Here is a 25,331-nt window from a genome sequence, read left to right on the forward strand (position 1 = left end):
TAAGTTGAGTTAATTCAGGTGGTACCGCGGATTCGTTCGTCCTGAAGCAATCAGCTTAAGTGTTTTTTATTTTTTCAGGAGGAATATATAATGGATTATAAAGACACACTATTAATGCCAAAAACAGATTTTCCAATGCGTGGTGGATTACCTAACAAGGAACCTCAAATTCAAAGTAGCTGGGATGAAAAAAATCTATATGAAAAATTATTAAAGAAAAATGAAGGTAAAACACCGTATATTCTACACGATGGACCACCGTATGCGAACGGACAAATTCATATGGGACATGCTTTAAATAAAATTATTAAAGATTTTATCACGCGTTATAAAGCGATGAATGGTTTTTACACACCTTATGTTCCTGGATGGGATACGCACGGTTTACCGATTGAACAAGCTTTAACTAAAAAAGGTGTTAATCGTAAAGAAATGTCAACGGCTGAATTCCGTGAATTATGTCGCAAATATGCATTAGAACAAGTTGAATTACAAAAAGCAGACTTCAAACGTCTTGGTGTTAATGGCGACTGGGAAAATCCTTATATTACTTTACAGGAAAAATTTGAAGCAGAACAAATTCGTCTATTTGGAGATATGGCTAAAAAGGGTTATATCTATAAAGGTAAGAAGCCAGTTTACTGGTCTCCATCTAGTGAATCATCTTTAGCAGAAGCGGAGATTGAATATCAAGATAAAAAATCTGCATCTATCTATGTTGCATTTGATACAGTTGATGGGCGTGGCATCGTAGACGCTGGTGTTAAATTTGTAATCTGGACAACTACACCTTGGACAATTCCTGCTAACGTTGCGATCTCTTTAAATCCAGAGTTAACGTATGTACAAGTAACGATTGAAGGTAACTCATATATCGTGGCGCAAGCATTACTTGATAGTGTATGTGAAGCAATTGGCTGGGATAAAGAAAGTGTTGTACTTGAAAAAGAATTTAAAGGTTCAGAATTAGAGTTGATTGAAACACAGCATCCATTAATTGAAGACAGAAAATCAATCATCATCTTAGGTGATCACGTTACTACAGATGCTGGGACTGGCTGTGTTCATACTGCACCTGGTCATGGTGAAGATGACTTTATCGTCGGACAAAAATATGACTTACCGGTTATTTCACCAGTTGATGATAAAGGTGTATTTACAAAAGAAGCTGGAGAATTTGAAGGATTATTCTATGATAAAGCGAATCCAGTGATCACTGAGCGTTTAAAAGAAGTTGGTGCATTATTAAAATTAGATTTCTTCACGCATTCATATCCTCATGACTGGAGAACTAAAAAACCTGTAATCTTCCGTGCAACACCACAATGGTTTGCATCAATCAATAAAGTGCGTCAGGATATCTTAAATGCGATCGATGAAACTGAATTTAAAGTGGAATGGGGTAAAACGCGTATTTATAATATGATTCGTGACCGAGGAGACTGGGTAATTTCACGTCAACGTGTTTGGGGTGTGCCATTACCTGTGTTCTATGCAGAAAATGGTGACATCATTATGGATGAAGCGGTAATTGAACATATTGCAACTTTATTTGAAGCGCACGGCTCTAACGTATGGTACGAAAGAGAAGCGAAAGATTTATTACCTGAAGGATTTACGCATCCTGGTAGTCCTAATGGCGAATTCACAAAAGAAACAGACATTATGGATGTATGGTTCGATTCAGGTTCAAGTCACCGTGGTGTGTTAGAAGCTCGACCTGAATTAACATTCCCTGCCGATATGTATTTTGAAGGTAGTGACCAGTATCGTGGATGGTTCAACTCATCAATCACTACAGCTGTTGCTACACGCGGTATGTCACCATATAAGAAATTATTATCTCATGGTTTCGTCATGGACGGACAAGGCCGTAAGATGAGTAAATCATTAGGAAATACAATTCTACCTGAAAAAGTCGTAAAACAAATGGGTGCTGATATCATTCGTCTATGGGTAATGTCTGTAGACTATTTAGCAGACGTACGTATTTCTGATGATATTTTAAAACAAGTATCAGAAGTATACCGTAAAATCCGTAACACATTTAAATTCTTATTAGGTAACGTAAATGATTTCAATCCTACAACAGATGCAGTTGCTTATGAAGATTTAAAAGAAATCGATCAGTTTATGTTAAATAAATTGTATAATTTTGTAAACAATGCACATAATCATTATGAAAATAACGACTATCTTGATATTTATCAGGAATTACAAAACTTTATCAATGTTGAATTAAGTAACTTCTATTTAGATTACGGTAAAGATATTCTTTACATCGAAGCAGCAGATAGTCACGTTCGTCGTAGCATGCAGACGGTAGTATATGAAGTATTAACTTCTTTAACGAAAGTTTTAGCGCCAATTATTCCACATACAGCAGAAGAAATCTGGAGTCACACACCACACGTTACTGAAGAAAGTGTTCATTTAACGGATATGCCTGCAGTTCATGATGTGGATCAGACATTAATTGAGAAATGGTCTAGATTCTTAGAACTTCGTGATGATGTGCTAAAAGGTATTGAAAACTTACGTAATGAAAAAGTAATCGGAAAACCTTTAGAAGCAAAAGTTGCTGTATTTACTGAAAATGCTGATGATTTAGCATTGCTTCAATCATTTGATAACTTACATCAATTGTTTATCGTTTCACAGGCTAAAGTAAGTGATAGTGCTGTTGGTACGCAATATACAAATTTAAACGTATTAGTAGAACGTGCTGACGGTGAAAAATGTGAAAGATGCTGGAATTACTCAACTGAAATTACAGCAGAAGATCATGAACACCCACATGTATGTCCAAGATGTTTAAGTGTTTTAGAAAGTAAATAATATAGTGATTCCCGAGCGTACTGATGTAAGTGCGTTCGGGATTTTTAATTGTTAAAGTCATTAACTTGTTTCGTAATCATTTATAAAAATTTTTAAATTAAAATAATATAATTATATTATGTAAACTAATATTGAGATTCAAAAACAAAAACAGACTTACTCATAAAAATGTGTTAAAATACTAAAGATTGGAGTGAAATTATGAACAAGCGATATAACCTAACATTGATGTCTATTTTAGCGATATTTTTAATCGCGATGGATCAGATAACGAAATATATTATTGTTAAAACAATGAAAATCGGTGACAGTATTTCTATTATCGGTGATATTTTAGAAATTACATCACATAGAAACCATGGTGCTGCATGGGGTATGTTACAAAATCAAATGACTTTCTTTTATATTATTACAATTGTCGTGTTAGTAGCGATTGCTTTCTTTTATTATAAAGAAGCAATGTTTAATCCGATAATGCAGCTTGGCTTAACTTTAATTTTTGCTGGTGCTATCGGTAATTTTATTGATCGTCTAATACGTGGAAATGTTGTAGATTTTATTGATACGAAAATTATCAATTATGATTTTCCAATTTTTAATGTAGCTGATAGCTGTTTAACAATTGGTGTAATTGTCTTACTCTATGACATGTTATTTAACCAAAAAGAGGAGAAAAGTAATGGAAACATATAATTTTTTAATTGAAGAAGAAGAAGTAGGGACAAGAATTGATCGCTACTTAACAGATATGAATAAAGATTGGTCTCGTAACCAAATTCAGGACTGGATCAAACTAGATTTAGTAATCGTTAATGGACAACCTGTGAAAGCGAACTATAAACTTCGCTTGGACGATGAAATCGTTGTTACTGAAAAACCTGTAGAGGAAATAGATTTGCAAGCTGAAGATTTAGGTATTGAAATTTACTATGAAGATAAAGATGTTGCAATTGTCTATAAACCAAAAGGTATGGTAGTGCATCCGGCGCCTGGTCATCCGAATGGTACTTTAGTAAATGGATTGATGTATGCGATTAAAGATCTATCAGGCATTAACGGCGAGATCCGTCCTGGTATCGTTCATCGTATTGATAAGGATACATCTGGATTACTTATGATTGCTAAAAATGATATCGCACATCGTGGACTTGTAGAACAGTTGGTTGATAAGTCTGTAACGCGTAAATATACTGCGTTAGTGCACGGTGTCATTCCACATGAATTTGGTACAATTGATGCACCGATTGGTCGTAATGTGCGTGATCGTCAAGAGATGGCGATTGTAGATAATGGCAAGCAGGCAGTCACACATTTCAATGTAATCGAAACATTTGATAAATATACTTTAGTAGAATGTGTATTAGAAACTGGACGAACACACCAAATTCGTGTACATATGAAGCACATTGGTTTCCCGTTAGTTGGCGACCCTAAATATGGACCGAAGAAAACGATGGATATTGATGGACAAGCGTTGCATGCAGGTGTAATTGGATTTGAACATCCAGTTACTGGTGAATACATTGAACGTACAGCGCCAATACCTGAATATTTTGAAGAAATCTTAACGAAACTGAGAAAATAAAATGTAATTTTTCTATGATGATTGACATTGAAATTAATAGTGCTATTATTAAATGTAATAAATCACACGTTAATGCTTTTAATTAAGTCCAGAGAGGCTTAAAAGGCGTCGAGGAATCCTCACGTCTATTTGACGTGAGGATTTTTTGAGGAGGGAATTAATGTGGATAAAAGAATCGTACTGGATGATAAAGCGGTTGACCGTACGTTAACACGTATTGCGCATGAAATCCTTGAAAATAATAAAGGCGCAGATAATCTGGTACTACTAGGTATTCGTACGCGTGGCATTTATCTTGCTAACCGTATTCAGTCAAAAATTGAACGTATCGATGGTGTTAAAGTACCTACAGGTATTTTAGATGTAACAAATTATCGTGATGATAAGACTGATCGTATCAGTTCAGATGTTATCGCTTACGAGATTGATACTGATATGAATAATCAACATGTTGTGATTGTTGATGATGTTCTTTTCACAGGTAGAACAGTTCGTGCATCACTTGATGCAATATTAGATCATGTGCGTCCAAAACGTATCAGTCTGGCAACGCTTGTAGATAGAGGACATCGTGAATTGCCAATACGCGCTGATTTTATCGGTAAAAACATTCCAACGGCAACTTCAGAAGAAGTCATAGTCTTATTAGATGAAGTCGATGAACGAACACAAGTTTATATTAAATAACTCTTTTAAGTTGGTGCGAGACGCCTGCAAAGGGTTTAAGTGAGTAATAGACACTTAAGTCTCTTTGCATGTGCAAAGAGACTTTTTTAATGGTAAAAAGGGAGGAAATTATGAATTCTACAAATGAAGAAATTTACGAAAGAACTGTTGAACCAGTACTCGATGTACACGAAAAACCGAAAGCAAGTCAATGGTTCTTACTGAGTTCACAACATTTATTTGCAATGTTTGGTGCCACAGTATTAGTACCTTATTTAACAGGATTACCAGTGTCAGCTGCGTTAATTGCATCTGGTCTAGGTACGTTACTTTATATATTAATTACAAAAGGAAAAATTCCTGCCTATTTAGGCTCAAGTTTCGCATTCATCACACCAATTATCGTGGGTCTTAAAACCCATGAGATGGGTGAAATGTTAATGGCTCTTTTCATGAGTGGTTTAATGTACGTTATTATCGGACTGATAATCAAAATGGTTGGAGTCAATTGGTTACTTAAACTTTTACCACCAGTTGTAGTTGGACCGGTGATTATGGTCATTGGTTTAGGATTAGCACCAGTTGCAGTTAATATGGCAATGTATACAGATAGTGGTGCAATGAAGGGCTATAACCTTACATATTTAAGTATTGCATTGATTACACTGTTAACAGTAATTATTTTTTCTGTTGCAGTAAGAGGTTTCTTATCAATTATCCCGGTACTTATTGGAATAATTGTTGGATATATAACTTCTATCTTTCTAGGCGTAGTAGATTTCACAGGTATAGAAAAAGCACAATGGTTTGAAGCGCCGAAAGTATATTTACCATATGTTAATTATGAACCACAGTTTGATTGGGTATTGATAATGATTATGTTACCAATCGTATTCGTAACGGTTAGTGAACATATTGGTCACCAAATCGTAATTAATAAAATTGTAGGACGTAACTTCTTTAAAAATCCTGGATTACATCGCAGTTTAATGGGTGATGGAATTTCAACCATGGTCGCTTCACTGATCGGTGGACCACCAAGTACAACTTATGGTGAAAACATTGGCGTTCTTGCGATTACAAGAATTTATAGTATCTGGGTGATCGGTGGTGCAGCAGTCCTTGCGCTTATCTTAGGATTTGTAGGTAAATTTACAGCACTTGTATCAAGTATTCCAACTCCAGTAATGGGTGGCGTGTCAATCCTGTTATTCGGTATTATCGCTTCAAGTGGTTTACGTATGCTCGTTGAATCGAAAGTGGATTTTGGCGATAAGCGAAACTTAGTCATTGCTTCTGTCATTTTAGTTTTAGGGATTGGTAAAGCCCACATTGATTTAACAGTGAATCAAATTCATTTAAATATTGAAGGTATGGCGTTAGCAGCACTTGCAGGTATTATATTAAACGCTATCTTGCCTGAATCAAAAACACATGAAGATTACTAAAAAAATACAATAAAATAAAAAGGGGCTATTTACTTTGAGACATTTACACTCGATCACAGATTTATCTAACGAAGCAATCATGACTACGATTCAACGTGCAATCGATATAAAAAATGGTAATGTCGCAAATTTTTCTGAAATTTATGCAGCAAACCTATTTTTTGAAAACTCTACACGTACAAAATGTTCATTCGAAGTGGCAGAACGCAAATTAGGTATGCAAGTGATACCGTTTGAAACTGGTACTTCGTCAGTAACAAAAGGTGAAAGTCTTTATGATACATGCAAAACACTGGAAAGCATCGGATGTAACGTTTTAGTCATCCGTCATCCAGAGAATGATTACTATAAACAGTTAGATGGATTAAATATACCAATTGTTAATGGTGGTGACGGGTCAGGACAGCATCCAACTCAATGTTTATTAGATTTGATGACGATTTATGAAGAGTTCGGGAAGTTCGATGGTTTAAAAGTAGTGATTTGCGGAGATATCTTGAACTCACGTGTTGCACGAAGTAACTACGATGCTTTAACTCGTTTAGGTGCAGATGTTAAATTTGTAGCACCGGATGCCTGGATCGATAAATCAATACCCGCTGATTACGTAAATATTGATGATGTGATAGAAGAAGTGGATGTATGCATGTTACTTCGTGTACAACATGAACGTCATGATAAAGCATCATCGTTTACAAAAGAAGCATATAATAACAGATTTGGTCTTAATCAAGCGCGTTATGACAAATTAAAAGATAATGCAATCATTTTACATCCTGCCCCAGTTAATCGCGATGTTGAAATAGCAAGCGACCTCGTGGAAGCACCGAAAGCGAGAATCTTTAAACAAATGGAGAACGGTGTATATACTCGAATGAGTGTATTATCTCAAGTCATTGAAGGAAATTAGTAATAACGTGTAATAAGAATAAGAAAATTGTAAAATAAACATAAATCATATTTCAAGGAGTGCATATAATGTCAACATTACTTAGAGGTGGCAAAATATTAATCAATGGTGAATTAACAGAGCGAGATATTAGAATTGAAGATGGAAAGATTACTGAAATCGGTGAAAAACTAAATGTCTATAATTCAGAAATTATCGATCTAAACGGACAGTTTGTATCTCAAGGTTTTGTCGATGTGCACGTTCATTTACGTGAACCAGGTGGCGAACATAAAGAAACGATTGAAACAGGTACAAAAGCTGCAGCACGTGGGGGATTCACAACTGTATGCCCGATGCCGAATACGCGTCCAGTACCAGATTCAGTAGAAAACCTGGACGCATTAAACGCTTCAATTGAAAAGAATGCGAAAGTTCGTGTATTACCATATGCTTCTATCTCAGTGCGACAAAAAGGTGAAGAACTTGTTGATTTTAAAGCATTAAAAGAACATGGTGCATTCGCTTTTACAGATGATGGTGTCGGCGTACAAACTGCTTCAGTAATGTATGAAGCGATGCAACAAGCAGCAGCACTTGATATGGCGATTGTTGCACATTGTGAAGATAATTCACTGATTTATGGCGGTGCGATGCATGAGGGTAAAGTGAGTAAAGCATTAAATATTCCTGGAATCCCTTCAATTTGTGAAGCGGTTCAAATTGCTCGTGACGTGTTACTGGCAGAAGCAGCGAATTGTCATTATCATGTATGTCACGTGTCAAGCAAAGAAAGTGTCCGAGTTATACGTGATGCGAAACGTGCAGGTATTAAAGTCACTGCAGAAGTTACGCCACATCACTTATTATTGAATGAAGAAGTAATCACAAAAGATGACGCGATTCTTAAAATGAATCCGCCGTTACGTGCAAAAGAAGATCATGACGCGTTAATTGAAGCGTTATTAGATGGCACGATTGATTTTATCGCAACAGATCACGCCCCACACGCTGCTGATGAAAAAGCACAACCGATGACGAAAGCACCTTTTGGTATCGTTGGTAGTGAAACAGCATTCCCGTTATTATATACAAAATTCGTTAAAAACGGGGACTGGTCATTACAACAATTAGTTGATTATTTAGCAGTAAAACCTGGTAAAGTATTTAACTTACCATATGGCAAACCATTAGAAGTTGGTGGTATTGCAGATATTACAGTAATTGATTTAGAACAAGAATATGAAATCAAAGCTGAGGATTTCTTATCAAAATCAAGTAACACACCATTTATCGGCGAAAAAGTATTCGGTAACGTAACGAAGACATTTGTAGAAGGTCAATTAGCTTATGAGGGGGCACACCATGCGTAATAAAAAATATTTAGTATTAGAAGACGGTACAGTATTTAATGGCTATGCATTTGGTAGCGATAAAGAAGTAGTTGGAGAAATCGTATTTAACACTGCGATGACAGGTTATCAGGAAACATTGTCTGATCCATCTTATACAGGACAGATTATTACATTCACTTATCCGTTAATCGGCAACTATGGTATTAACAGAGATGACTTTGAAACATTAAATCCATCTTTAAAGGCGATGGCTATTCGTGAATTATGTGATTTTCCAAGTAACTTTAGAAATACTGCAAGCCTTGATGAAACATTAAAAAGTTATGATGTGCCTGGTATTGACGGTGTTGATACACGTCAATTAACTCGAATCATTAGACAGCATGGTGTCTTACGTGCTGCACTTATCAATGATGCTTCTAAAGTTGATGCAACGATTGCATCATTAAAAACAACTGAGTTACCTACAGATGAAGTCGCACAAGTCTCTACAAAAACACCATACATCTCAACAGGTAGTGACTTACGTGTTGTACTGATTGACTTTGGTAAAAAAGAAAATATCGTTCGAGAATTAAACTTACGTGGTTGTGATGTGACTGTAATGCCTTACACTACTACTGCTGAAGAAATCTTACGTGTACAACCGGATGGCGTAATGCTTTCAAACGGACCAGGTAATCCAGAAGTTGTGACTGAAGGCATTGAAATGATTAAAGGAATTTTAGGAAAAGTACCATTCTTCGGTATTTGTTTAGGACATCAATTATTCAGCTTAGCGTGTGGCGCAACGACTTTTAAATTAAAATTCGGTCACCGAGGCGCGAACCACCCAGTTAAAAACTTAGCAACAGGTAAGATTGAAATCACGTCACAAAACCATGGCTATGCAGTTGACACAGATTCGATTGCAAACACAGATTTAGAAATTACACACATTGCATTAAATGACGGTACAGTTGAAGGTGTCAAACATAAAAAATTACCAGCATTTTCAGTACAATATCACCCTGAAGCATCTCCAGGGCCACATGATCCGAACTACTTATTTGATGAATTTATTGATTTAATGACTAACTTTAAGGAGCGTGCAAAATAATGCCTAAACGTAATGATATTAAAACAATTCTAGTGATTGGATCAGGTCCAATTATTATCGGCCAAGCAGCAGAATTTGACTACGCCGGCACACAAGCATGTCTTGCCTTAAAAGAAGAAGGATACAAAGTTATTCTTGTGAACTCAAATCCAGCAACCATCATGACAGATACAGAAATTGCAGATAAAGTTTACATCGAACCATTAACATTAGATTTCGTTGCGCGTATTATCCGTAAAGAACAACCCGACGCATTACTGCCGACTTTAGGTGGACAAACAGGTTTAAATATGGCTGTTCAATTAGAAGAAGCGGGTATCTTAAAAGAAAACAACGTTAAACTATTAGGAACAGAATTATCTTCTATCAACCAGGCAGAAGATAGAGACTTATTCAGAAGCTTAATGTACGAATTAGATGTTCCGGTTCCTGAAAGTGATATCGTGAATACGGTTGAACAGGCAGTTGATTTTGCAAATGAAATTGGTTACCCAGTAATTGTACGCCCGGCATTTACGATGGGTGGTACAGGTGGCGGTATTTGTCACGATGAGAGAGAATTAATTGAAATCGTAACGAATGGTTTGAAATATTCACCCGTTACACAATGTTTAATTGAAAAATCAATCGCAGGTTATAAAGAAATTGAGTACGAAGTAATGAGAGACTCAAATGATAATGCAATCGTAGTTTGTAATATGGAAAACATTGATCCAGTCGGTATTCACACAGGGGATTCAATCGTAGTAGCACCTTCACAAACATTAAGCGACAAAGAATATCACATGTTACGTGACGTATCATTAAGAATCATTCGTGCGTTAAAAATTGAAGGTGGATGTAACGTACAGTTAGCATTAGATCCACATTCATTTAATTACTATATTATCGAAGTTAATCCACGTGTATCTCGTTCGTCAGCTTTAGCTTCAAAAGCAACAGGATATCCAATTGCAAAGCTTGCAGCGAAGATAGCGGTAGGTCTAACATTAGATGAAATGTTAAATCCGGTAACAGGTATAAGCTATGCAGCATTTGAACCAGCGCTTGACTATGTTGTATCTAAAATTCCACGTTTCCCGTTTGATAAATTTGAAAAAGGTGAGCGTGTACTCGGAACACAAATGAAAGCAACTGGTGAAGTCATGGCTATCGGACGTACATACGAAGAGTCATTATTAAAGGCAATTCGTTCTTTAGAATATGGTGTACACCATTTAGGATTACCGAACGGTGAAAACTTCGAATTAGATTTTATTGAAAAACGTATTAAAGAGCAAGATGATGAGCGTTTATTCTTTATTGGTGAAGCAATTCGTCGTGGCATTTCTTTAGATGATATTCATGAATGGACGAAGATTGATTACTTCTTCTTAAATAAATTCCAGCATATTATAGATATCGAGCATGACCTAAAAGAACATATTGGCGATATTGATCGTTTAGAATGGGCGAAAAAATATGGCTTTAGCGACCGTGTTATTGCACATCGCTGGAATATGACTGAACGTGAAATCTATGATTTAAGACAAGCTAATAATATCAATCCAGTATTTAAGATGGTTGATACATGTGCATCAGAATTTGAATCGAATACACCATACTTCTATGGTACATATGAAACTGAAAATGAATCTATCGTAAGTGATAAGAAGAAAGTCATCGTATTAGGATCTGGACCTATTCGTATCGGTCAAGGGGTAGAATTTGATTATGCGACAGTGCATGCTGTATGGGCAATTCGAGAAATGGGTTATGAAGCGATTATCATTAACAATAACCCTGAAACTGTGTCAACGGACTTCTCTATCTCAGACAAATTATACTTTGAACCATTAACTGAAGAAGATGTCATGAACATTATTAACCTTGAAAAACCTGAAGGTGTAGTCGTTCAGTTCGGTGGACAAACAGCAATCAACTTAGCAGAAAAATTAACGAAATACGGTGTAAAAGTATTAGGAACTTCTTTAGAAAATTTAGACCGTGCTGAAGACCGTAAAGAATTTGAAGCGTTAATGCAAAGAATTGAAATTCCTCAACCATTAGGTAAAACGGCAACATCTGTAGAAGAAGCGGTAGATAATGCTAACTTTATCGGTTATCCGGTACTCGTTCGTCCATCATATGTATTAGGTGGTCGTGCGATGGAAATCGTATATAATGAGCCTGAACTTGTGGATTATATGAATAGAGCGGTTAAAGCAAGTCCGGAACATCCGGTATTAATTGACCGTTACTTAACAGGTAAAGAAATTGAAGTGGATGCCATCTGTGATGGTAAGACAGTGGTGATTCCAGGTATTATGGAACACATTGAACGTGCTGGGGTTCACTCTGGTGATTCAATCGCAGTTTACCCACCACAAACATTAACTGAAAAACAAATCGATACGTTAGTAGACTACACGACACGCTTAGCGCATGGTTTAGAAATCGTAGGATTATTAAACATACAATTTGTTATTGCGGATGAAGAAGTTTATGTATTAGAAGTAAACCCACGTGCATCTCGTACAGTTCCATTCTTAAGTAAGATTACAGATGTTCCGATGGCAAATATCGCAATGAAAGGTATTTTAGGAGAGTCATTACTGGATAAAGGTTACACAGAAGGTTTAGTACCATTCAAAGATGGCGTATTCGTAAAAGCACCTGTATTTAGTTTCTCAAAACTTAAAAATGTTGATATTACATTAGGACCAGAGATGAAATCAACTGGTGAAGTGATGGGAAAAGATAAAACGCTTGAAAAAGCATTATACAAAGGATTAGTAGCAAGTGGATTACAGGTAAAAGATCATGGTACAGCGTTAATCACTGTAGCGGATAAAGACAAACAGGAAGCGCTAGGTCTTGCAAAACGATTACATGAAATTGGCTACCGTATTATGGCAACAAGTGGCACTGCTAAACTATTAAAAGAGAATAATATTCCGGCGGTAGAAGTAAGTAAGATAGGTACAGAATTTAACTTATTAGATGTTATTCGTGATGGACATGTTCAAATTGTTATTAACACAATGACAAATGGTAAGCAAACTGAACGTGATGGCTTCCAGATTAGACGTGATTCTGTTGATAATGGTGTACCATGCCTAACATCATTAGATACTGCACGTGCATTAATTGAAGTGATTGAGAGTATGACATTTAATATGAATCAAATGTAGGAGGGATCACAATGCAGGAAGAAATGAGAGTCGTTAGTCAACAAAGTATCGCAAAAAATATTTTTGAAATTGTACTTGAAGGTCAAATTACGAAAGAAATGACAACACCTGGACAGTTTGTTCATATTAGAATAGGGAATTCTTCTGAGTTTATGCTACGTCGTCCCATTTCTATTTGCGAAGTTGATCAATCTAAACATACATTAACTTGTTTATATCGTGCAGATGGTAAAGGTACTCAAGCATTATCACAATTAAAACAAGGTGATACTGTTGATATTCTCGCACCACTTGGACATGGTTTCCCTGTTGATGCAGCAGGAAATACTGCATTACTTATCGGCGGAGGTATAGGTGTTCCGCCTTTATATGAATTATCGAAACAATTAAATGCACGTGGTATTAAAACAATTCATGTATTAGGTTTCCAATCAAAAGAAGATATGTTTTACCTGGAGCAGTTTAGTGCTTTAGGTGAAACACATATCGCAACAGTCGATGGTTCTTTCGGTACGCAAGGATTTGTCACTGATGTTATTGAAGCATTACCTCAGACTTATGATACTTTTTATACATGTGGTCCAATTGTGATGATAAAAGCGATAGAAAACGCATTACCTGATACGCCAGGATATGTATCACTTGAAGAGCGAATGGGGTGCGGTATCGGTACATGTTATGCATGTGTATGCAAAGCTGATAATGAAGAAGGTTATGTAAAAATATGTACAGACGGTCCTGTATTTGAGAAAGGAGCGTTAGCCCTATGAGTCGATTAAATGTTAAATTACCAGGATTAGATTTAAAAAATCCGATTATGCCTGCTAGCGGCTGTTTCGCATTCGGAAAAGAATTTGCGAACTTTTATGATTTAAATGAACTAGGTGCCATAATGATAAAAGCTGCAACACCTGAGATGCGCTTTGGGAATCCAACACCACGTGTTGCTGAAACTTCAAGCGGTATGATCAATGCGATTGGGTTACAAAATCCTGGTGTTGACCATATTATTGCACATGAATTGAAATGGCTTGAACAATTTGAAACACCGATTATAGCAAATGTTGCGGGTTCAAAAGAAGAAGACTATGTTGAGGTTGCTGAAAAGATTTCACAATCACCAAATGTTAAAGCTTTAGAGTTGAATATCAGTTGTCCAAATGTAAAAGAGGGTGGTATACAGTTCGGAACAGACCCAAAAACTGCAGCTGAATTAACACGAAAAGTTAAAGCAGTCTCTCATGTACCCGTATATGTTAAATTATCACCGAACGTTACGAATATCGTAGAAATGGCAGTAGCTGTTGCTGAATATGCTGATGGTATTACTATGATAAATACACTTGTTGGTCTTCGTATCAATGAAAAAACAGGTGCTCCGATTATTGCCAATGTTGTCGGAGGACTGAGTGGACCTGCAGTCAAACCGGTAGCAATGCGTATGGTTTATGAGGTGCGTAAAGCCTTACCTGAATTCCCGATTATTGCAATGGGTGGCGTTACTGATGCACAGGATGTAATTGATTTTATTTCTGTAGGTGCTGATGCTGTTGCAGTAGGTACAGCAAACTTCCAGAATCCTAATGTATGTATAGATATCATTAACAATTTACCAGATTATTTAGATAAACTTGGTGTAAACCATATTCATGAATTAAAAAATAGAACGCATCAATTACTGGAGGCAAAATAAATGTTTCATAAACCGATTATTGCATTAGATTTTAAAAATATGGATGAAGTAAATGCATTTTTAAAACCATTTGATGAACCGTTATTTGTGAAAGTCGGTATGGAATTATTTATGCAGAATGGACCGGAAATTGTGAAAGTGATTCGTAGTCAAGGCCATGAAATATTTTTAGACCTAAAACTTTATGATATACCTAATACCGTGCGTCAAGCCATGTTAGGCTTAGGAAAGCTAGATATACAATTGGTGAATGTGCACGCTGCAGGCGGAAGAAAGATGATGCAGGAAGCGATGAATGGATTGCGTGATGCAGGAAGTGAAGCGAAATTAATAGCTGTAACGCAATTGACAAGTACATCGGAAGCAGTAATGCAAAATGAACAAGGTATACCGCTAACAATTGATGAATGCATATTAAATTACGCAACATTAACCCGTGATGCTGGTCTTGATGGTGTTGTATGTTCTGCTAATGAAAGTAAAATGTTAAGAGATGCTTTAGGTGAAGACTTTTTAAAAGTAACTCCAGGGATTAGAACATTAGCTGATGCTGTTGGAGATCAAGTGCGAGTGGCGACACCGGAATTCGCTAAAGAGAATGGTTCAACGCATATTGTAGTTGGTAGATCAATCACTCAAGACGATAATCCTGTAGAAAAATATTATTCAATAAAGAAAGCGTGGGAAAATCATGTTAAGTAAAAATATAGCGAAATCATTATTAGAAATTGGAGCAGTATCTTTACAACCAAATGATCCATTTACATGGTCATCAGGAATTAAAAGTCCGATTTATTGTGATAACCGTTTAACGATGAGTTACCCTGAAGTCAGAGATGAAATTGCTGAAGGTATAAAAACATTGATCGAAGAACACTTCAGCGATGTAGAAGTTTTAGCCGGAACTGCAACAGCTGGTATTCCCCATGCTGCTTTTGTTGCTCAAAAGATGAACTTACCGATGAGCTATGTACGTTCTTCAAGTAAGAAACATGGAAAAGGCAATCAGATTGAAGGACAAGTTGATCGTGGGCAGAAAGTCGTTGTTGTAGAAGATTTAATTTCTACTGGTGGATCAGCAATCGATGCTGCTGATGCTTTAAAAGCGCATGGTGCTGAAGTTTTAGGGATTGTAGCGATATTTAGCTATCAGTTATCTAAAGGTAAAGAACGTTTAGCTGAGAGTGGTTATGAATATTACACATTAAGTGATTTTGATACGTTAATTCAAGTCGCAAAAGAAATGAACAAAATTGAAGCAAGTGATATTGACGGCTTAACAGAATGGCGTGACACTTTATAATGTTAAAAAAAACTGTTTAATGTATACTTACATTAAACAGTTTTTTTATGAGGTGAAGATTTTGGCAGACAAATGGGGACATATTAATAAATTTATAAAGAATCCAACACCTGTGGCTGGGAAAAAAAGAATAGACACTGAAATAAAGGATAATGAAAAATTTTCTAAAAATAAATTGATTGCGCAAGTCAAACGACCTATTAAAGAGTTTGATTACCAAATCGACTCTTTCTTTAACTATGTTTATAGAACAATCGCAATGCCGATTAAAATTATTGATAATCCAAAAAGCAGTAAATATTTTTTCTTTGCAGTACTGAACTTTATCGTCTATTTACTGCTAATATTTGCACTAGGTGCATTTCATTCTACGCAATTTAATTTTGAATCAGGACTAAGAATGACTGTAAGTGGGGCTATTTTCTCGTTAATTTCAATATTTATTACTTTTCTTATTCAAATGGTGGCATTGAATCGTACGAATAATTTCTATAAAGTTTTTGTTGATTCAATCAGTTATTACACAATATATAATCTATTTGTCATATTTGAGCTCATCGCTTTATATTTTTCACCAGAAACAGTGATGCTTTTTTACATTATTCGTTTTTTAATTATCATGACAATTCCATTTAAGCTTTTTGTAACATATCGTGAAATGAATGACCTAAAAATGGATGTCTTTCCTCTACATATTACTTTTATCATTATCATGGTAATCTATATCTTTATATCTAAAGATATAGAGTGGTTAAACTTCTTTAAGTTTGAACCTACGAAATAAAGAGGGTGAGACATAAGTCTTAGCCCTCTTCTGTTTAACAGCTTAAACGGCGGCACAGCAGTTGCCACTACGACAAAAACCGAACAAAAACTATAAATCAAAGAGCGATTTATTAGTTTTGTTCGGTTTTTGCTTGTGGCAGAACACTACTGTCCCAGCCTCTTTATTTTTAAATGTATTACTTATCAAATATTTCATTGTTAATTTTTTCAGCAATGGTATCAATATCGTCTGTAATCATTGATACATATAATTTAATTTTAGGTTCAGTTCCAGATGGGCGTAGTGCAATCCATCCTTCTTCAAAGTAGAACTTTAATACATTTGCTGGCGGTAATTCTAATTTCGTGATACCTTCTGCGGTAGTGCTTGTCTGCGCTAAGAAATCTTCAGTTTTAATCACTTTATATCCAGCAATTTCAGAAGGTATATTTTGTCTGTTTTCACTCATGATTGTATCAATCTTGCCTTTACCTTCTTGGCCTTCAAATGTATGTGAGAATAATTTTTCCTGATAGTTGCCATATTTAGCATATATCTCACTCATTGCATCAACAATTGTTTTACCTTCATTTTTTAGTTCGCTCGCATGTTTAATAATCAATGGAACGATTTGTACTGCATCTTTATCACGTACGAAAGGTCCAGCCATATATCCGTAACTTTCTTCATATCCAAAGATATAATTATAATCTTTATTTGCTTCAAAAGAAGCAATTTTTTCTGCGATAAATTTAAAGCCAGTCAACACATCAAACATTTTCACATTATTTTGTTCTGCAATGACTTTACCTAATTCACTTGTCACAATAGACTTTACTGCTGCACGATTTTTAGTGTCTTGTGTTGATTGAATTCTATAATTTAGAAGTAATGCACCAATTTGATTACCATTAAAATAGTGGAATTCTCCATCAACTTGAGCAACAATACCCATTCTATCAGCATCTGGATCCGTCGCAATCAGTAAATCAGCGTTGCTTTTTTTAGCATACTCAATGGCCATATCAAAAGCATCGTGATCTTCCGGGTTTGCAGATTTTACAGAAGAGAAATCTGCATCTGGTACAGCCTGTTCTTTTACGACTTCATATTGTGTGAAGTTCAGTGCATCTAAAATCTCAGGCACGATCGGAACGCTTGTCCCATGTAAACTCGTAAATACAACCTTTAAGTCTGAAGCTGGGATACTTTCAACTAAATTAAATACTTCCTGTTTATATGATTCAATAACGTTTGTTTCTACGTATTCAATTAAACCTTTATTAATTAATTCGTCTTTAGCTTCAGATTGTAAATTGAATACATCATCAATCTTATCAATAAATTCACTTACTTTTGCAGCACCTTCTAATGCTAACTGACCGCCATCCGGCCCATAAATCTTGATACCGTTGTATTCTGGAGGATTATGACTAGCAGTAATCATCACACCTGCATCTGTTTTAAGGTGTCTTACACAGTAAGAAAGTTCAGGTGTCGTATGATAACGATCAAACATGAATGTTTTCACGCCATAACTACCAAGTACGCATGCAATCACATCACAAAATTCAGGCGAAAAATGACGTGTATCATAAGCGATAACGACAGTAGCATCCTTTTTCACCTCATTTAAATATTTTGCAAGCCCTGTAGCAACTTTTTGAACTGTGTATTTATTTAATCGATTCGGACCTAGACCGATTTTCCCACGGATACCTGCTGTACCGAATGCAAGTGCACCTACATAGCCATCTTCTTTTAATGCTTCAGAAGTGGCCGAATAAACTTCTTGTGTAATTAAACTGTTTTCAATATTTGATTCCCATAAATCACGAACTGACATGTGCTTCCATCTCCTTAATAATCATCATATTTTAATTAAAACAGGTAATGATATCGTTTACAATTAATTTCTATTGGACTTTTCCCTATAATTTCTTTTTTAATACAACATATTCAAAAGGACTGAGGTCGTAAAAGTTTTTAATTGCAATGTCCTCATTATAGTTCGAAAGGATGACCTTAAATTCACCCATTCTTGGTAGGTTGACGATGTGATGTAATGGTGTTGGATTAAAAAGTAAAATGAGTTCGGACTTTGAATCAAATAATAAAATACCGAGCAAAGGATGTTCTAATTCAAAGGGGATAATGCGTTTATTGATTTTATCGATATTTTTAGATCTAAAAATGCGATGTTCATTTCTAATTTGAATGGCTCTTTTTATCAGATTGATATCTTTTTTGTATTTTATGCGTCGATTCCAGTCAATACGGTTGATGAAGTCACTTAAATTATACGTATTTCCATGGCCATATTTAGTTCTGTAAAATTCCTGGCCGGCATGAAGAAACGGAGTACCCAGTGATAAAATTGTAAAGACGGTTGCTAACTGATGGATCATATTTTTTTCTGCTAAAGATTTGTTACTTGTATAGTTGATGCGATCAAATAATGTATGATTATCATGAACTTCTACATAGTTCACAGTTTGGTTCACAGGTAACTCGCCTTTGCGTCCAATAAATATATTGAACATTTTTTCATAATACCTGCCACCACCATTAAAATATCCTCGATCCATCAAATTAAAGTTATTACCTTTTAATGTATCTCTAAAATAATCATTGAAAAAATGTATCTCTGGAAGTTTATATGCGTTTTCGTGTGTTGTTTTAAGTTCTTTCGGAAGTGCTGTAGCGAGATCCCAGCCTTCACCAAGTAAAAATGCATTTGGATTATCCTGCATGACAACAGATTTAATTTCATGCATAGTATCAATATCAATCGTTCCCATTAAATCAAATCGAAACCCATCAATTTTAAATTCATGGATGTAGTATTTAATCGTATCAACAAAGAACTTACGCATCATTATACGTTCTGTCTTTGTGTCATTACCGACGCCTGTTCCGTTACTTAATACACCGTCCTCATGATATCTAAAGTAATATCCTGGCACGAGTTTATCAAAACTTGAATTCGGCATATAGAATACATGGTTAAATACTACGTCTAAAATGACGCCAATACCTTTTTCATGAAATGCATGGACAACATGTTTTAATTCCTGAATTCTTTTTGCGGCATTAGTAGGTTGTACTGAATAACTGCCATCGATTGTCTGAAAATATTCAGGATCATAGCCCCAGTTATATGCTTTTTCAAATTCCACATCGTCAACACGCGCAAAATCATTGATAGGTAATAATTCTACATGCGTAATACCTAATTGAGTCAAGTAATCAAACCCTGTTGATTCACCTGTTGCAGTCGTTGTATGGGGTTCGACTAATCCAAGTAATTTACCTTTTTTCTCTGGAGAAACCCCACTATTAGGATGCATCGTAAAATCTCTTACATGTACTTCATAAATAAGTGCATCTTTCTGCATTGTTTCAGGTCGTGATAGGTCATTGAAACCGTCGATGTTCGTTTTATTAAAATCGATAACGACAGATTCAGTAGCATTCAATGTCAAACCTTTAGAGTATGGATCATTTACCTGAATCCATTGGTGGTTAATATATGCATCATAATGATAACTTTGGAGATGGTAATTTCCATATAAAGTGATACGGTGTGTACCATCTTTTAATTTCTCCATCGTATGACTCTTATCATTAATATTGAGCTTAATCACTTTTGCAACTGGCGACCACACTGTAAATGTTGTTTTATTGTCACGAACAATTGCACCAAACTCATGTTCGTGGGCATCAAACATTTGTTCAAACGTATCCGTTTGGGTAACTTTACCTAAGATTACAGGTATTTTTAACTGTTTGATATGAATAAAAAATTTATCTGAAATATCTATGGGTCTATCTGTTTTAAACTTATAGTAAGAATGATTTTCAAAATGATTCGTTTCAATTAAATCGAGATTATGTACAAATTTATTGCTGACAAGTTGAATCGTCTTAAAATAGTTTTGTGGATTTTCGACTAAATCATAATGTAACGTGATAATCTGAAAATCATCAATATATGCTGTGCTCATAACAACCTCCTGATACGATTATTATATCGAGTTTTTCAGATATTAGTAAATAAAATGATATTATTATTAAAATTATGATGACAGATGTATACTAATAATATATAAGCATTTGTGTTATAAATTTTATTATGGTTAACGCCATACAAGTTAACACGATTGTAATGATTTCTTTGGGTTAATTTACACTAATTGACGTAATATTTACAAAATTATCATATAATAAAAGATAGAGAATAGAAGTGGTAAGGGGTGAGGGCATGATAACAGATTTAGACAAATATTTATTTCACCAGGGAACACACTATCAATCTTATTCGTTTTTAGGTGCACATTATAAACCGGAGACTAAAGAAACGACATTTAGTGTCTGGGCACCAAATGCTTTAGAAGTATCAGTTGCATTAGATGAAAATAATTGGACAGGGAATCATTTTAATCTAACTCGAGTTGAGGATAGTGGTATTTATTCAGGAACGTTCAAAGTACAGGAGAATACCGCATATAAATACAAAATAACACCTCGGAATGGAGAACCGTTTTTAAAAGCGGATCCTTATGCATTTTATGCAGAGAAACGACCACTTACAGCTTCAATCGTTCGTGATATTGATTATAATTGGCAGGATAAGCAATGGATGAATAAACGTAAGCAATATAATCATCTATCTTCTCCGATGAATATTTATGAAGTGCATCTCGGAACATGGAAAAAGCATAATGCTGAGCGAACACCAGAAGATACGATAGATACTTATACCGATAAAACGCACTTTTCATATATTGAAATGGCAGAAAAGCTCGTTCCATATTTAGTTAAAATGGGTTATACACATGTTGAACTGATGCCGATAACTGAACATCCTTTTGATTTAAGCTGGGGCTATCAGGTAACTGGATATTATGCACCGACTTCAAGATTTGGCACACCTCAGGATTTTAAATATTTTATCGATCAATGTCACCAGCATAATATCGGTGTCATTCTTGATTGGGTACCCGCACACTTTTGTAAGGATGAACATGGATTACGCATGTTTGATGGTACACCATTATTTGAATATCAGGATATGTACCGCGCTGAAAAGCGTAGTTGGGGCACATTAACTTTTGATTTTGGTCGTACAGAAGTTCAGAGCTTTTTAATTTCAAATGCTATTTTCTGGTTGACGGAATATCATATTGATGGTTTAAGAGTTGATGCAGTGCATAGTATGACAGACCTCAATTTTGAGAACCATGAAGATTATGAAAAGATTTATAACGATGAAGGAACAAATGAACATAAAGAAGCGGTAGCTTTTATAAAGAAATTAAATGATGAAATCCATAAAGCTGTACCACATGCAATTATGATAGCAGAAGATTCTTCAGATATTACGTCTATTACAACACCAGTTAAAGATGGCGGATTTGGGTTTGATTATAAATGGGATCTCGGATTTATGCATGACACATTAGATTATTTAAAAGTAGCTCCGGAAGACAGACAAAGCCATCATAATCATCTCAATTTTCCGATGATGTATCGATATAATGAACATTATATATTGCCTTTTTCACATGATGAAGTTGTTCATGGTAAATTATCAATGCTTGATAAAATGCCAGGTGATGAATGGAGAAAGTTTGCACAATATAGATTATTGTATGGCTATCAATTGACACAACCAGGAAAGAAACTAAATTTTATGGGTAGTGAAATAGGAATGTATGCTGAATGGAAAGATAAAGAACAAGTTGACTGGTTCCTGCTCGATTATCCAGTACATAGCGGCTTACAACGTTTCATAAAAGATTTTAATAAATTGTATTTAAGAGAAAAAGCATTATTTGAACAGGATTATAGTCACGATGGTTTCCAATGGATTGATGCAGATAATAATGAGCAGCGTTTATTAAGTTATATCCGTCGGGCAAAAGATGGTACTGAACTCATCGTACTATTAAATTTCTCACCTGAAGTGTACTATGATTTCAAAGTTGGTGTGTCACAACCAGGAAAATATCGTGAGTTATTTAATTCAGATGCTAAGCAATATGGCGGATCAAATCAGATAATATCAAAATATTTATTTAGTAATCCAAACCCTATGCATGGTTTAAATTATTCGATACAAGGGAAAATACCACCATTAGGTTTTGTTATTTATAAGAAAGTTAAAGAGCGAAAAAATTTATCTAAGTAAAGGATTTTTTGCAAGAAAACTATAAATAATTTAAGAATAGGGGATTTCAAAATGGCTAAAGAAATTGTTGGTATGTTATTAGCAGGTGGTAAAGGTACAAGGTTAGGTCAATTAACAAAAAATGTGGCAAAACCAGCAGTACCTTTCGGTGGGAAATATAGAATCATTGATTTTACATTAAGTAATTTAACGAACTCAAATATTAATACAGTAGGTGTACTCGTGCAATATGCACCTTTAATGTTAAATCGCCATATTGGTATGGGTAAACCGTGGTCTCTTGATAAACTTGATGGTGGTGTTACAGTTCTTGCACCGTTTGCTAATCAGACTGGTGCTTCATGGTTTGAAGGAACAGCTGATGCAATTACAAAAAATATTCATTTTATCGATCAATATGATCCGGAATATTTATTAATATTATCAGGAGATCATATTTATCAAATGGACTATCAGGCAATGCTTGATCATCATAAAGAAAAGTATGCAGACGCGACGATTTCTGTAATCGAAGTACCTTTTGAAGAAGCAAGTCGATTCGGTATTTTAAACACGGAAGATGATCTTAAAATTTATGAGTTTGATGAGAAACCAGCAGTTCCTAAAAATAATCTAGCTTCTATGGGCATTTATATCTTTAACTGGAAAGTATTACGTGAATATTTAGTTGAAGACGAAAAAGATACACAATCTGAACATGATTTCGGGAATGATATCATTCCAAAAATGTTAGCGGATAATAAATTATTATATGCTTATCGTTTTGATGGATACTGGAAAGATGTAGGGACAATTCAGTCTTATTGGGAAGCTAATATGGATTTATTAAATGAAGATTTATCTGAATTATTAAATAGTAAAACATGGCCAACATTTTCTCATGAAGCTAATTTACCACCTCAATTTATCGGTAGTGAGGCTAATATAACTGATTCATTAATTTGTCCTGGATCTTTTATCTTTGGTCACGTTGAACACTCCGTTTTATTTAGTGAAGTAACGGTTGGTAATGGTACTTTCATTAAAGACTCTATTATTCACCCTAAAACAGTAATCGGTGAAAACTGTAAAATTGATAAGGCGATTATCATGGATAAAATAAATATTCCTGATGGCACTGTAATAGATGGCAATACTAGTGAAGAACCAATTGTAGTTGGACCAGATAATTTAAGCAAGTTCACAGGGGGTACGAAATAATGAGATCATTAATGGGATTAATCAATATCGAAAATGAACATGATTTTTTAGAAGAATTAACTTATTTTAGAAATGGTGCAAGTGTTCCATTTGCAGGACGTTATCGTCTTGTGGATTTTAGTTTATCGAATATGGTAAATAGCGGTGCAAATGAAGTTGCTCTATTTGTTAATCAGAAATATCGTTCATTAATGGATCATCTGGAAAATGGTGATAACTTTGGATTAGATGATAGACAATCTCGTTTATTCGTTTTACCTCCTGATTGGCATGATCCGACAGATATTTCTCGTGGTGACTTGCGTCATTTCCATAATAACCGTGATTTCTTTACAAGATCAAAAGCAACAGATGTTATTATTTCAGGGTCACAATTTATTGCCAATACGGATTATAAAGAAGCTTTTAAACATCATATTGAAAGTGATGCTGATATTACACTGATTACAGAACAAAAAGAGCACTTGGAAGAAATGCATCAACCATTGTTACGCGTCAATACAGATGGCGATCGTGTTACATTTTTAAATCATGATCAGGAAAATCATCATATTTTTACAGGTACTTATATCGTGAAGAAAGATAAATTGTTTGAAATTATGGATTTCTGTATTCAAAATTATAAAGATAGTTTCTTTGTTCAAGGTATTCAGGAGCGTATGCATGAATTAAATATTATGTTTTTTGATATTGAAGAGACAACAATGTATATCAATTCTTTAAAAGCATTTTACAAGTGTAATCTTGATATATTAGATCCTGATAAATATAAGAAAATATTTATGAAAGAAAACCGTATCAAAACTAAGATTTCTAATCAACCACCTACAAAGTATAAAGATGGCTGTATCGTTAAAAATTCAACTGTTGCTAACGGGTGTGTGATTGAAGGCCATGTTGAAAATAGTATCTTATATCGTGGTGTAGAAGTTGAAAAAGGTGCAGTGATTAAAAATTCAATTATAATGACAAATTGCTGTATTCATAAAGATGCTTACATTGAAAATGTAATACTTGATAAGGATGTTACGGTTAATGAACATCAAAAGTTAATTGGATCGACAGATAAACCATTTGTAGTTGCCAAACGACAAACAATTTAACAGAAAGTTGGAAGATAATA

General features: G+C 35.0%; 19 protein-coding genes. 17 read left to right on the forward strand and 2 right to left on the reverse strand.

Translation table 11 applies throughout. The features are described from left to right. Nucleotides 1-90 precede the first annotated feature (90 nt). From ileS to KFV12_RS05440, 14 genes are all read left to right on the forward strand, one after another. A complete protein-coding gene (gene ileS, locus KFV12_RS05375) occupies nucleotides 91-2,838 on the forward strand; it encodes an isoleucine--tRNA ligase (protein ID WP_254257476.1) in 2,748 nt (915 codons plus the stop codon). 201 nt (nucleotides 2,839-3,039) lie between these two features. After that, on the forward strand, nucleotides 3,040-3,531 hold the full coding sequence (gene lspA, locus KFV12_RS05380) for a signal peptidase II (RefSeq protein WP_254257477.1): 492 nt from the start codon (nucleotides 3,040-3,042) through the stop codon (nucleotides 3,529-3,531). Continuing rightward, the gene (locus KFV12_RS05385; protein WP_254257478.1) at nucleotides 3,518-4,423 is read left to right on the forward strand and encodes an RluA family pseudouridine synthase; all 906 of its coding nucleotides are present in this window, start codon (nucleotides 3,518-3,520) and stop codon (nucleotides 4,421-4,423) included. Before lspA ends, KFV12_RS05385 begins: the two co-directional genes overlap by 14 nt. 162 nt (nucleotides 4,424-4,585) lie before the next feature. Next, complete coding sequence (gene pyrR / locus KFV12_RS05390; protein WP_096076836.1) at nucleotides 4,586-5,110, forward strand: bifunctional pyr operon transcriptional regulator/uracil phosphoribosyltransferase PyrR; 525 nt, start codon at nucleotides 4,586-4,588, stop codon at nucleotides 5,108-5,110. A gap of 110 nt (nucleotides 5,111-5,220) precedes the next feature. Continuing rightward, entirely contained in the window at nucleotides 5,221-6,537 is a 1,317-nt protein-coding gene (locus tag KFV12_RS05395; RefSeq protein ID WP_099580810.1) for a uracil-xanthine permease family protein, read from the forward strand. A gap of 34 nt (nucleotides 6,538-6,571) precedes the next feature. Beyond that, a complete protein-coding gene (locus KFV12_RS05400) occupies nucleotides 6,572-7,447 on the forward strand; it encodes an aspartate carbamoyltransferase catalytic subunit (RefSeq protein WP_254257479.1) in 876 nt (291 codons plus the stop codon). A 68-nt stretch (nucleotides 7,448-7,515) separates the two neighbouring features. Then, on the forward strand, nucleotides 7,516-8,799 hold the full coding sequence (gene pyrC, locus KFV12_RS05405; RefSeq protein WP_254257480.1) for a dihydroorotase: 1,284 nt from the start codon (nucleotides 7,516-7,518) through the stop codon (nucleotides 8,797-8,799). Beyond that, complete coding sequence (carA, locus tag KFV12_RS05410) at nucleotides 8,792-9,880, forward strand: glutamine-hydrolyzing carbamoyl-phosphate synthase small subunit (protein WP_254257481.1); 1,089 nt, start codon at nucleotides 8,792-8,794, stop codon at nucleotides 9,878-9,880. Before pyrC ends, carA begins: the two co-directional genes overlap by 8 nt. Then, nucleotides 9,880-13,053, forward strand: coding sequence for a carbamoyl-phosphate synthase large subunit (gene carB / locus KFV12_RS05415; protein WP_254257482.1), 3,174 nt, complete (start codon nucleotides 9,880-9,882; stop codon nucleotides 13,051-13,053). Before carA ends, carB begins: the two co-directional genes overlap by 1 nt. Nucleotides 13,054-13,058: 5 nt before the next feature. Further along, a complete protein-coding gene (locus KFV12_RS05420; RefSeq protein WP_254257628.1) occupies nucleotides 13,059-13,823 on the forward strand; it encodes a dihydroorotate dehydrogenase electron transfer subunit in 765 nt (254 codons plus the stop codon). Beyond that, nucleotides 13,820-14,746 (forward strand): dihydroorotate dehydrogenase, encoded by a 927-nt coding sequence (locus KFV12_RS05425; protein WP_111714524.1) that lies wholly within the window; start codon nucleotides 13,820-13,822, stop codon nucleotides 14,744-14,746. Before KFV12_RS05420 ends, KFV12_RS05425 begins: the two co-directional genes overlap by 4 nt. Further along, entirely contained in the window at nucleotides 14,747-15,448 is a 702-nt protein-coding gene (gene pyrF / locus KFV12_RS05430; RefSeq protein ID WP_254257483.1) for an orotidine-5'-phosphate decarboxylase, read from the forward strand. Next, complete coding sequence (gene pyrE, locus KFV12_RS05435) at nucleotides 15,438-16,049, forward strand: orotate phosphoribosyltransferase (RefSeq protein ID WP_111714526.1); 612 nt, start codon at nucleotides 15,438-15,440, stop codon at nucleotides 16,047-16,049. The genes pyrF and pyrE overlap by 11 nt, the downstream gene beginning before the upstream one ends. A gap of 61 nt (nucleotides 16,050-16,110) precedes the next feature. Continuing rightward, nucleotides 16,111-16,833, forward strand: a complete 723-nt coding sequence (locus KFV12_RS05440; protein WP_111714527.1) for a hypothetical protein — start codon at nucleotides 16,111-16,113, stop codon at nucleotides 16,831-16,833. A 178-nt stretch (nucleotides 16,834-17,011) separates the two neighbouring features. Here KFV12_RS05440 and KFV12_RS05445 read toward each other — a convergent pair whose 3' ends face one another. Both KFV12_RS05445 and pulA read right to left on the reverse strand, forming a co-directional pair. Then, nucleotides 17,012-18,661 (reverse strand): phospho-sugar mutase, encoded by a 1,650-nt coding sequence (locus KFV12_RS05445; RefSeq protein WP_254257484.1) that lies wholly within the window; start codon nucleotides 18,659-18,661, stop codon nucleotides 17,012-17,014. Nucleotides 18,662-18,746: 85 nt separating this feature from the next. Then, nucleotides 18,747-20,822, reverse strand: a complete 2,076-nt coding sequence (pulA, locus tag KFV12_RS05450; protein ID WP_254257485.1) for a type I pullulanase — start codon at nucleotides 20,820-20,822, stop codon at nucleotides 18,747-18,749. Between the two features lie 257 nt (nucleotides 20,823-21,079). Here pulA and glgB point away from each other — a divergent pair, with 257 nt between their 5' ends. From glgB to glgD, 3 genes are read left to right on the forward strand one after another with little or no spacing between them, the layout of a single operon-like run. After that, a complete protein-coding gene (glgB, locus tag KFV12_RS05455; protein ID WP_254257486.1) occupies nucleotides 21,080-23,008 on the forward strand; it encodes a 1,4-alpha-glucan branching protein GlgB in 1,929 nt (642 codons plus the stop codon). A 51-nt stretch (nucleotides 23,009-23,059) separates the two neighbouring features. Then, entirely contained in the window at nucleotides 23,060-24,208 is a 1,149-nt protein-coding gene (locus KFV12_RS05460) for a glucose-1-phosphate adenylyltransferase (protein WP_254257487.1), read from the forward strand. Next, the gene (glgD, locus tag KFV12_RS05465; protein ID WP_111714532.1) at nucleotides 24,208-25,311 is read left to right on the forward strand and encodes a glucose-1-phosphate adenylyltransferase subunit GlgD; all 1,104 of its coding nucleotides are present in this window, start codon (nucleotides 24,208-24,210) and stop codon (nucleotides 25,309-25,311) included. The genes KFV12_RS05460 and glgD overlap by 1 nt, the downstream gene beginning before the upstream one ends. The last annotated feature ends 20 nt before the right edge of the window (nucleotides 25,312-25,331 follow it).

It is taken from the genome of Macrococcus epidermidis, from assembly GCF_024205965.1.
Classification (GTDB): Bacteria; Bacillota; Bacilli; order Staphylococcales; family Staphylococcaceae; genus Macrococcoides; species Macrococcoides epidermidis.